The sequence below is a fragment of the Streptomyces sp. NPDC036815 genome, from assembly GCF_055609205.1.
Map to the genome: position 1 here is coordinate 1 of NZ_JBVJPW010000044.1, position 11,913 is coordinate 11,913.

Consider the following 11,913-nt stretch of genomic DNA (forward strand, 5'->3'; position numbering starts at 1 on the left):
GGGGTGTCGTCGTTCGGTGCGTCGGGGACGAATGCGCATCTGATTCTGGAGCATGTGGCTGAGCCGGTGGGTGCGGTGTCCCCGGCGGCTGATGGCGGTGGGGGCGGCGTCGGGGATGGTGGGGTGGTGGTGCCGTGGTTGTTGTCGGCGCGCAGCCCGCAGGCCCTGCGCGACCAGGCACGCCGCCTGAGTGAGTTCGTCGACGACGCGTCGCGCGCGCCGCTGACCGATGTGGGGTGGTCGCTGCTGACGACGCGTGCGCTGCACGAGCACCGAGCCGTGGTCGTGGGTGCGCAGCGGCACGAACTCGTCGCGGGGCTGACGGCGTTGGAAGCGGGGGAGCCGCATTCGGCGCTGATCGGCCCGTCCGTTCCGCAGGGGCATGCCGGTGGCGACATGCTCTGGCTGTTCAGCGGTCAGGGCAGTCAGCTGGTGGGTATGGGTGCGGGGTTGTATGAGCGTTTCCCGGTGTTTGCGGACGCGTTCGATGAGGTGTGTGGCCTGTTGGAGGGGCCGTTGGGTGTTGCGCCTGGTGAATTGCGGCAGGTGGTGTTCCGTGGTCCGAAGGAGCGGTTGGATCACACGATGTGGGCGCAGGCGGGGTTGTTTGCGTTGCAGGTGGGTTTGGCGAGGTTGTGGGGGTCGGTGGGGGTGCGGCCGGATGTAGTGGTGGGGCATTCGGTCGGGGAGATCGCGGCTGCGTATGTGGCGGGGGTGTTCTCGCTGGAGGATGCGTGCCGGGTGGTGGGGGCGCGGGCTCGTTTGATGGGGGGGGTGCCCGGGGGTGGGGCGATGTGTGCGGTGCAGGCCACGCGTGAGGAGCTGGCTGCGGAGTTGGCCGGGACTGCGGTGAGCGTGGCGGCGGTCAACACCCCCGATTCCACCGTCATTTCGGGCCCCGATGACGAGGTGGAGCGGATCGCTGCGGTCTGGCGGGAGCGGGGTCGTAAGACCAAGGCGCTCGCGGTCAGTCATGCGTTTCATTCGGTGTTGATGGAGCCGATGCTGGCGGAGTTCACCGAGGCGTTGGGCGGGGTGCAGTTCCGGCGGCCGTCGATTCCGTTGATCAGTAATGTCTCGGGTGAGCGTGCTGGTGAGGAGATCGCGAGTGCGGAGTACTGGGCGCGGCACGTACGCCAAGCCGTACTCTTCCAGCCCGCCATCAGCCGCGTGGCCCCGGAAGCCGCGGTGTTCGTGGAGCTGGGCCCCGGGCCCGTGCTGACCACCGCCGCCCAGCACACCCTCGACGAGACCGACCGTTCCGATGCCGTGCTGGTCGCTTCCCTCGCTGGTGGGCGGGTGGAGGAGTTGGCGTTTGTGGAGGCGTTGGGGCGTCTGCATGTGGCGGGTGTGGTTGTGGATTGGTCGGTGGTGTTCTCGGGTGGGGTGAGGGCGCCGAGGGTGGTGGATCTGCCGACGTATGCGTTTCAGCGGGAGCGGTTCTGGTTGTCGGGTCGGTCCGGTGGGGGGCGGGATGCGGTGGGGCTGGGGTTGGTGTCGGCGGGGCATCCGTTGTTGGGTGCGGCGGTGGAGTTTGCCGGTCGGGGTGGGTGTCTGCTGACGGGGCGGTTGTCGCGGTCGGGTGTGTCGTGGTTGGTGGATCATGTGGTGGCTGGGGCGGTGTTGGTGCCGGGTGCCGCGTTGGTGGAGTGGGTGTTGCGGGCCGGTGATGAGGTCGGTTGCGGGGTGGTGGAGGAGTTGATGTTGCAGGCGCCGGTTGTGGTGCCTGAGTCGGGGGGTCTGCGGGTGCAGGTCGTGGTGGACGAGGCGGGCGAGGACGGACGTCGCGAGGTGGAGATCTACACCCGCCCGGACGCCGACGCCGACGCCGACGCCGACGCCGACGCCGTGCTTGGCGGTGACGCGTGGGTGTGCCACGCCACCGGCGTACTCGCCCCCGAAACGCCCATGGCAGAAGCCGAGTTGGAGTTGGGCGGAACCTGGCCGCCGACCGGTGCCGAGCCCGTGAGCGTAGAGGACTTCTATACGCAGGCCGCAGAAGCCGGGTACGGGTACGGCCCTGCATTCCAGGGCGTGCGCGCCGTGTGGCGGGACGGGCAGGACCTGCTGGCCGAGGTGGCGCTGCCCGAGGCTGCCGGCACCCACGACGGCTACGGCATCCACCCCGCCCTCCTGGACTCCGCCCTCCACCCCCTCCTCGCCGCCCGTTTTCAGGACGACGAGGGGGACCGTCAGATCCATGTGCCGTTCGGGTGGACCGGAGTATCGCTTCGGGCGGTGGGGGCGACGACGGTTCGCGTACGTCTGCGCCCGGTCGGAGAGAGCGTCGGCCAGGGGCTGAACGTCACGGTTGCCGACACGACCGGCAGCCCCGTGCTATGTGTCGACGCTCTGCAGACGCGCCCTGTCAGCCCTGGTCAGCTTGTTGCTTCCCAACACCGGGATGTGCGTGGCCTGTTCACCGTGGAGTGGACGCCGCTTCCCATTCCGGCTTCGGTTGCTGAGGCGGGCGGATCGACTGGCCGTGACGGTTGGGCCGGGTTGCCGGGTGGCGTCGGGCTGGCTGATGTGGCGTCGGAGGTGTCGGCGGGCGGAACGGTTCCGTGGGCGGTGGTTACCCCTGTCGAGACAGCTGCCGGTGACGGTGGTCTTCCGGCTGCTGAGCGGGTGTTGGCGCTGGTTCAGGAGTTCTTGGCGGCGTCGGAGCTGGGCGACTCGCGTCTGCTCGTGGTGACGCGGGGTGCGGTGGCCACGGGTGGCGGCAGCGGGGATGTGGATGCCTCGGCGGCGGCTGTCTGGGGCCTGGTACGCAGTGCGCAGTCGGAGAATCCGGGTCGGTTCGCCCTGCTCGACGTCGAGGCCGGTGACGGCGCGACGATCGACGACCTTCCGCAGGACGTACTGCGTGCAGCCATCGAGCACCTCGACGAACCCCAACTCGCCCTGCGCGAGGGGCAGCTCTACATACCCCGACTGACGCAGGCGCGCCGTTCGACCGAACTCGTCGCACCGCCGGGCGAAACGGCGTGGCGCCTGCGGATGGTGGACGGCGGCTCGCTCGACGACCTTGCTGCGGTGGCCTGCCCGGAGGTCTTGGAACCCTTGGGTTCCGGCCAGGTGCGAGTGTCGGTGCATGCCGCGGGCGTCAACTTCCGCGACGTACTGGTCGCCCTGGGGATGGTCCCCGCCTATGGCGCCATGGGCGGTGAAGGCGCGGGCGTGGTCACGGAGGTCGGCTCCGACGTCACACGTGTGTCGGTCGGCGACCACGTCATGGGTGTCTTCGAGGGAGCGTTCGGCCCTGTGGTGATCGCCGATGAGCGGATGGTGACACCGGTCCCGCAGGGCTGGGACATGAGCGCGGCGGCCGGGGTCCCGGCGGCGTTCCTGACGGCTTGGTACGGGTTGGTGGAGTTGGCCGGTCTGAAGGCGGGGGAGCGGGTGTTGGTCCATGCCGGTACGGGTGGTGTGGGGATGGCGGCGGTGCAGATCGCGCGCCACCTCGGCGCCGAGGTGTTCGCCACGGCGAGTCCGGCGAAGCATGGCGTACTGGAGGAGATGGGGGTTGATGCCGGGCACCGGGCGTCCTCCCGGGATCTCGACTTCGAGGCGGCTATTCGGGAGGCCACCGGCGGGCGTGGTGTCGATGTCGTACTCAACAGTCTCGCCGGTGAGTTCATCGATGCCTCCCTGCGGTTGCTCGGCGAGGGGGGCCGGTTCCTGGAGATGGGCAAGACCGACCTGCGGACCCCCGAGAGCGTGGGCGCGGAGTACCCGGGCGTGACGTACACCGCGTACGACTTGGTGGGCGACGCGGGACCGGACCGCATCGGCGGGATGCTGGACCACCTCGGCGAGTTGTTCACCTCAGACCGGCTTAAGGCGTTGCCGGTACGTTCCTGGCCGCTGGACAAGGCGCGGGAGGCGTTCCGGTTCATGAGTCAGGCCAGGCATACCGGCAAGCTGGTGCTGGAGATTCCGCCTGCCCTCGATCCCGAGGGCGCGGTGTTGGTCACCGGCGGCACGGGTGTGCTCGGGCAGGTCGTGGCCGAGCATCTGGTGCGGGAGTGGGGGGTGCGGCACCTGTTGCTGGCCAGCCGCAGTGGTCCCCAAGCGCCGGGCGCAAGCGAACTGGTGGAGAAACTGGGCGCGTTGGGTGCGGAGGTGAGCATCGTTGCGGCCGATGTCAGTGATGCCGAGTCGGTGGCGGAGCTGGTGGGCAAGACCGATCCCTCGCATCCGTTGACCGGTGTGGTGCATGCGGCGGGTGTGCTGGCGGATGCGGTGGTGACTGCGCAGACGTCGCAAGGGCTGGCGCGGGTGTGGGCGGCGAAGGCCGCCGCCGCGAGGAACCTGCATGAGGCGACTCGTGGGATGCGGCTGGGCATGTTCGTGGTGTTTTCCTCGGCGGCCGCGACGCTGGGCAGTCCGGGGCAGGCCAACTACGCGGCCGCGAACGCCTATTGCGACGCGTTGATGCAGCACCGACGGTCGCGAGGGCTGGCCGGTCTGTCCGTCGGGTGGGGACTGTGGGAGGCCTCGGGCGCCCGTACAGACACCCGGGTAGGCGGCCCGGCAGCAGACGGCAGCGGTAAGGGCATGTCCGGCGGCCTCAGCGACACCGACGTAGCCCGGATGAGCCGTATCGGCGTCAAGGCCATGACCAGCAAACACGGCTTGGCCCTGCTGGACGCCGCACGTCACCACGGCCGCCCCCACCTCGTCGGCTTCAACCTCGACCTGCGCACCCTGGCCACGCACCCCGTCGACACCAGGCCCACTCTCCTGCGCGGCTTGGCCGCCCCTTCCGGGGCCGGAAAGGGAAGGCCGACCGCCGCCACGGGCGAGCGGCCCGCCGACCTCGCGGGCCGGCTGGCCGCCCTGCCGCCGTCCGACCGGCACCACACGCTGGTGAGGCTCATCAGGGAGCAGGCCGCCACCGTCCTCGGACACCGCACCGACAGCCTCGCCACGGGCAGCACCTTCAAGGAGCTCGGTTTCGACTCGCTCACCGCGGTCGAACTGCGCAACCGGCTCTCCACCGCCACCGGCCTCCGGCTGCCCGCCGGTCTCGTCTTCGACCACCCGGACGCCGACATCCTGGCCGAACACCTCGCCGCCCAACTCGCCCCCGACGGCGACACGTCCGCGGGTGCGGAGGCCACCGACCCAGTCCTCCGGGACCTGGCGAAACTCGAGAGCGCCCTGTCCACCACCCTCGTCGAACACGTCGACGCCGACGCGGTCACAGCCCGCCTTGAGTCCCTTCTGGCGAAGTGGAAGGCGACCGGGGCGTCGGCCCGCTCCGGCAGTACGAAGGAGCAGCTCCAGGTCGCCACGACCGACCAGGTCCTCGACTTCATCGACAAAGAACTGGGTGTGTGAACCGACCGTGCACGGCGCGACAACCACGCTGAAGGCTGGGTGAACTCTCATGGCGAGTGAAGAGCAACTGGTCGACTACCTCAAGCGCGTCGCCGCCGAGCTGCACGACACCCGGCAGCGTCTGCGCGAGGTGGAGGACCGCCGACAGGAACCGGTGGCCGTCGTTGGCATGGCCTGCCGCTTCCCCGGCGGCATCGAGACGCCCGAAGCCCTGTGGGAGCTGGTCGCCGCGAGCGACGACGCCATCGAGCCCTTCCCCACCGACCGGGGCTGGGACCTGGAGGGCATCTACCACCCCGACCCCGACCACCCGGGAACCTGCTACGTCCGCGAGGGCGGCTTCATCGACGCCCCCGACCGGTTCGACTCCGGATTCTTCGGCTTCAGCCCGCGCGAGGCGCTGGCCAGCAGCCCACAGCTGCGGCTGCTCCTGGAAACCTCGTGGGAGGCGCTCGAACGGTCGGGCATCGACCCCGCCTCGCTCAAGGGCAGCCCCACCGGCGTCTACGTGGGCGCCGCGACCACCGGCAACCAGACCCAGGGCGACCCCGGAGGCAAGGCGACCGAGGGGTACGCGGGCACGGCGCCCAGCGTCCTGTCGGGACGTGTCTCCTTCACGCTGGGGCTGGAGGGCCCGGCGGTGACGGTCGAGACAGCGTGCTCCTCCTCGCTGGTGGCGATGCACCTGGCGGCCACCGCCTTGCGGCAGGGGGAGTGCGACCTCGCCCTCGCAGGCGGCGTCACCGTCATGTCCACCCCCGAAGTCTTCACCGGTTTCTCGCGCCAGCGCGGCCTTGCGCCCGACGGCCGCTGCAAGCCGTTCGCCGCGGCGGCCGACGGTACGGGCTGGGGCGAGGGCGCCGGTCTCGTCGTCCTGGAGCGCCTCTCCGAGGCGCGCCGCAAGGGCCACAAAGTCCTTGCGGTACTGCGCGGTTCGGCCATCAACCAGGACGGCGCCAGCAACGGATTCACCGCTCCGAACGGCCCTTCGCAGCGCCGCGTCATCCGCCAGGCCCTGTCCAGCGCCCACCTTTCCACATCGGAGATCGACGTCGTCGAGGCGCACGGCACCGGAACCAAGCTCGGTGACCCCATCGAGGCCGAGGCGCTCATCGCCACGTACGGCAAAGAGCGCGAGGACGACCGGCCGCTGTGGCTCGGCTCGGTGAAGTCGAACATCGGCCACACGCAGGCCGCCGCGGGTGTGGCGGGCGTCATCAAGATGGTGATGGCGCTGCAGAACGAGCTACTGCCCGCCACCCTGAACGTCGACGCACCGACCCCGCACGTCCAGTGGGACGGTGGCGGCGTGCGCCTCCTGACCGAACCGGTCCCGTGGTCGCGCGGAGTGCGCCCCCGCCGCGCCGGGATCTCCTCCTTCGGCATCTCCGGCACGAACGCACACGTGATCCTGGAAGAGGCGCCCGAGGAGACCCCGCAGGACACACCCGAGGAGTCCCCTCGGGAGGCGCCCGCCGCGGTCGCCGTCGCCGCCGCGTCGTCGGGGGCGCCGGTGGTTCCGTGGGTGGTCTCCGGCCGCGGTGGGGATGCGCTGCGTGAACAGGCGCGGCGGCTGGGCGAGTTCACGACCGAGAATGAAGTTGCCTCGGGGGTCTTGACTGCGCCGGCCGCCTCGTCCGCCTCGGTCGGCGAGATCGGGTGGTCGTTGGTCACGAGTCGGTCGGTTCTCGAACACCGGGCCGTCGTGGTGGGCCATGACCGCGAAACTCTGACAGCCGGTCTCGGCGCGCTGGCGGCGGGTGAGGTGTCGGCGGATGTGGTGTCCGGGGTTGCGGGTGATGTGGGTCCGGGGCCGGTGTTGGTGTTTCCGGGGCAGGGCTCGCAGTGGGTGGGGATGGGGGCTCAGCTCCTTGATGAATCGCCGGTGTTCGCTGATCGGATCGCGGAGTGTGAGCAGGCGCTGTCCGCGTATGTGGACTGGTCGCTGAGGGATGTGCTGCGCGGGGATGGCAGTGAGCTGTCCCGAGTCGAGGTCGTGCAGCCGGTGCTGTGGGCGGTGATGGTCTCGCTCGCCGCGGTGTGGGCGGATTACGGGATGAGGCCCGCTGCTGTGGTGGGGCACTCGCAGGGCGAGATGGCCGCTGCGTGTGTGGCGGGTGCTTTGTCGCTGGAGGATGCGGCGCGGATCGTGGCCGTACGCAGTGACGCCCTCCGTCAGCTTCAGGGGCACGGTGACATGGCGTCACTGGGGACGGGCCCGGAGCAGGCTGCCGAGCTCATCGGGGAGCGGTCGGGTGTGTGTGTCGCCGCCGTCAACGGGCCCTCCTCCACGGTCATTTCCGGCCCGCCCGAGCATGTGGCGGCGGTCGTGGCCGAAGCGGAGGCGCGTGGCCTGCGTGCCCGGGTCATCGACGTCGGGTACGCCTCCCACGGCCCGCAGATCGACGCGCTTCATGACCTGCTCACCGACCGCCTCGCCGACATCCAACCCACCCCCACGGACGTCGCCTTCTATTCGACGGTGACCGCCGAGCGGCTGGCGGATACCACCGCGCTGGATACCGGCTACTGGGTCACCAACCTCCGCCAACCCGTCCGCTTCGCCGACACCATCCAGGCCCTGCTCGCCGACGGATACCGCCTCTTCATCGAAGCCAGTGCCCACCCGGTACTGGGACTGGGAATGGAAGAGACCATCGAGCAGGCGAACGTCCCCGCCACCGTCATCCCCACCCTCCGCCGCGACCAGGGCGACACCACCCAGCTCACCCGCGCCGCCGCCCACGCCTTCACCGCAGGTGCCGACATCGACTGGCGCCGCTGGTTCCCAGCCGATCCCACCCCCCGCACCGTCGACCTCCCCACCTACGCCTTCCAACGGCACAGCTACTGGCTGCCTGTTGACGGAGTCGGGGACGTGCGGTCCGCCGGGCTGCGGCGGCTGGAGCACAAGGTGCTGCCCGCCGTGCTCGGGTTGGCCGATGGTGCGCTCGTGCTCACCGGGCGGCTCGCGGCGACCGACGGGAGCGGTGGCGGCTGGATCGCCGACCACGCGGTGGCGGGTACGGCGCTCGTACCCGGTGCCGCGCTGGTCGAATGGGCGTTGCAGGCGGCCGACGAGGCGAATTGCCCCACCCTTGAGGAGCTCACACTCGAAGCGCCTCTCGTGCTCCCGCAGTCCGGCGGCCTCCAGGTGCAGGTCGTCGTCGGCACGGCCGAGGGGCAGGGCGGACGGCGAGACGTGCGGGTCTTCTCCCGCATCGACCGTATCGACGCGGACGAGGAGCTGGGCCAGGACGAGGGCTGGACGTGTCATGCGACCGGTACGCTGAGTCCCGACTCCGGCGACGCACCGGACGGGCTCGGCGGACCGTGGCCCCCGGCCGGCGCCGAGCCGGTGGAGATCGGCGACCTCTACGAACGGGCTGCCGAGGCAGGCTATGAGTACGGGCCGTCCTTTCGGGGACTGCGCGCCGTCTGGCGGCACGGTCAGGACGTGCTGGCCGAGGTGGAGTTGCCCGAACAGGCAGGCACGCACGAGGGGTTCGGTATCCATCCCGTACTGCTGGACGCCGCGTTGCACCCGGCACTGTTGTTCGACCCGAATGCGTCCGGTGAAGCGGGAGAGCTCCGCCTGCCGTTCGCCTGGAACGGGGTGACCCTGTGGGCCACCGGCGCCACCACCGTACGGGTGCGTCTGGCCCCGTACAGGGAGAGTGCGGAGGACGACGGAGCGGGACTGCGTGTGACGGTGGCCGACGCCGCCGGAGCGCCGGTCCTGAGCGCGGACTCCCTGGCCCTGCGGCCCGCCGACCCGGAACTGCTGCGCTCGGCGGACCGGGCGGGCAGCAGTCCGCACGGGCTGTTCACCTTGGAGTGGACGTCCGTGCCCCCGACAGCCGGGGTGGAGAACGCTGACGACTGGGTGGTGCTCGGCCCGGACGCGCCCGACTGGGCCGGTGACGACGTCCCCAGGTACCTGGACCTGGCCTCCCTGTCGGCCGCCCTCGACGCGGATACGCGGCCCCCGGCGACCGTGCTCGTCGACACCACGTCAGCGGCGACTGAGGCTGGTGCCCATGCCCATGCCCATGCCCATGCCGGTGCCAGTCACGGTGACGGAAGCGTCGACGCTCGCGGCCGGGCAGCCGCCACGCACACTCTGAACCTCGTACGGGACTGGCTCGCCGCACCCCGTCTCGCCGAGGCCCGACTCGTACTGATCACCCACCGAGCGGTCACCGTACCGCCGAACCAGGACCAGGACCAGGACCAAGGCCCAGGCCCAGGCCCAGGCCAAGGTGAGTCGGCGGTCGACGACGTGTCTGCCGCCGCCGTGTGGGGACTGATCCGCAGTGCCCAGGCCGAACACCCGGGCCGTTTCGTGCTGTTGGACGCCGAACCCGGAACCGACCGCGCGGCGGTCGAGCGGGCTCTCGCCACCGGCGAACCACAGCTGGCCGTGCGCGCCGGAGAAGTCAAGGCTCCCCGCCTCGCCCGCGCCACCACCGCACTCACACACCTGCCCCAGGGCGACACACCCGCGCCCCGATCCGGTGCGGCCCTCGACCCCGAGGGCACGGTTCTCATCGCGGGCGGCACCGGCATGATGGGTGGCCTGGTCGCCGAACACGTGGTCCGTGCGTGGTCGGTACGACACCTGTTGCTCGTCAGCCGGAAGGGTCCCGACGCGCCCGACGCCCGTGACCTCTCCGAGCGGCTGACAGACCTCGGCGCCACGGTGCGGATCGTCGCGGCCGACCTGACGGACGAGCGGGCCACCGCCGAGCTGATCGGCTCGGTCGACCCCGCACATCCGCTGACCGGCGTGATCCACGCTGCCGGTGTCCTCGACGACGCCGTGGTCACCGCGCAGACCACCGACCAACTGGCCAAGGTGTGGGCGGCCAAGGCATCCGTCGCCGCCAACCTGGACGCGGCCACCTCGGAACTGCCGCTGAGCCTGTTCGTGATGTTCTCCTCCGCCGCCGGTGTCCTCGGCAACGCGGGCCAGGCCGGATACGCGGCCGCCAACGCGTTCGTGGACGCCCTGGTGGCCCGCCGCCGCGGCGCCGGACTGCCCGGTCTGTCGATCGCCTGGGGTCTCTGGGCGCGCGGCAGTGCCATGACCCGGCATCTCGACGACGCCGACCTGGCGCGACTGCGCGCGGGCGGCGTGAAGCCGTTGCTGGACGAGCAGGGTCTCGCTCTCCTCGACGCGGCCAGCACCGCCGCCGCGCACGTCTCCCTGGTGATCGCGGCGGGTATCGACGTCCGCGGCCTGACCGGCGACGACGTGCCCGCGATGCTGCGGAACCTGACCGGCAGGACCCGGCGCAGGGCGGCTGCCGACTCCTCAGTCGACAAGGCCGCGCTGGAGACACGGCTCGCGGGCCTCGACGAGGCCGGGCGCCGCGCGGCCGTCGCCGACGTCGTACGCGAGTGTGTCGCGGCGGTGCTCGGCCACCGCTCGGCGGCCGACGTGCGCACCGAGGCCAACTTCAAGGACCTCGGTTTCGACTCGCTCACGGCGGTGCAGCTGCGCAACCGCCTCTCGGCGGCCAGCGGCCTCCGCCTGCCCGCCACCATGGCCTTCGACCACCCCACTCCCGAGGCCCTCGCCGCCTACCTGTGCACCCGCCTGGGCGGCCCGACGAAGACGCCCGCCGCCCCCGCCACCCCCGTCCCGCTCCGCACTGCCGCCGACACGGACGATCCGGTCGCGATCGTCGCCATGGCCTGCAAGTACCCGGGCGGAGTGACCTCGCCGGAAGAGCTGTGGGAGCTGGTCGCCGCGGGTGTGGACACGGTCGGCGAGTTCCCGACCGACCGCGGCTGGGACCTGGAACGCCTCTTCCACCCCGACCCCGACCATCCCGGCACCAGCTACGCCGACGAAGGAGCCTTCCTGCCGGATGCGGGTGATTTCGACGCGGCGTTCTTCGGGATCAATCCGCGTGAGGCGTTGGCGATGGATCCGCAGCAGCGATTGCTCTTGGAGGCGTCGTGGGAGGTGCTCGAGCGGGCGGGTATCGACCCGACGACACTCAAGGGCAGCCTGACCGGCACCTATGTCGGTGTCATGTATCACGACTACGCGGCAGGCCTGGCGCAGGACGCCCAGCTGGAGGGCTACTCCATGCTGGCCGGTTCCGGCAGCGTGGTCTCCGGACGTGTCTCCTACACCCTGGGTCTGGAAGGTCCGGCGGTGACGGTGGACACGGCGTGTTCCTCGTCGTTGGTCTCCATCCACCTGGCGGCACAGGCGCTGCGCCAGGGCGAGTGCAGCCTCGCCCTCGCGGGAGGTGTGACCGTCATGGCCACACCCGAGGTGTTCACCGGTTTCTCGCGCCAGCGCGGCCTGGCCCCCGACGGCCGCTGCAAGCCCTTCGCCGCGGCGGCGGACGGCACGGGCTGGGGCGAGGGCGTCGGCGTCCTCCTCCTCGAACGCCTCTCGGACGCCCGCCGCAACGGCCACCAGGTCCTGGGCGTCCTGCGCGGATCTGCCGTCAATCAGGACGGTGCGAGCAATGGTCTGACGGCTCCGAGTGGTCCGTCGCAGGAGCGGGTGATTCGGCAGGCGTTGGCGAGTGGGTGTTTGTCGGC

2 protein-coding genes are annotated in these 11,913 nt (G+C 70.9%); both read left to right on the forward strand.

Going from position 1 to position 11,913, the window contains the following annotated elements:
- The first annotated feature begins 54 nt into the window (after positions 1 to 54).
- Complete coding sequence (locus ACZ69I_RS38885) at positions 55 to 5,346, forward strand: SDR family NAD(P)-dependent oxidoreductase (RefSeq protein ID WP_470837241.1); 5,292 nt, start codon at positions 55 to 57, stop codon at positions 5,344 to 5,346.
- Between the two features lie 49 nt (positions 5,347 to 5,395).
- Positions 5,396 to 11,913 (forward strand): type I polyketide synthase (locus ACZ69I_RS38890; RefSeq protein WP_470837242.1); only part of this gene is annotated, 6,518 nt, incomplete at its 3' end.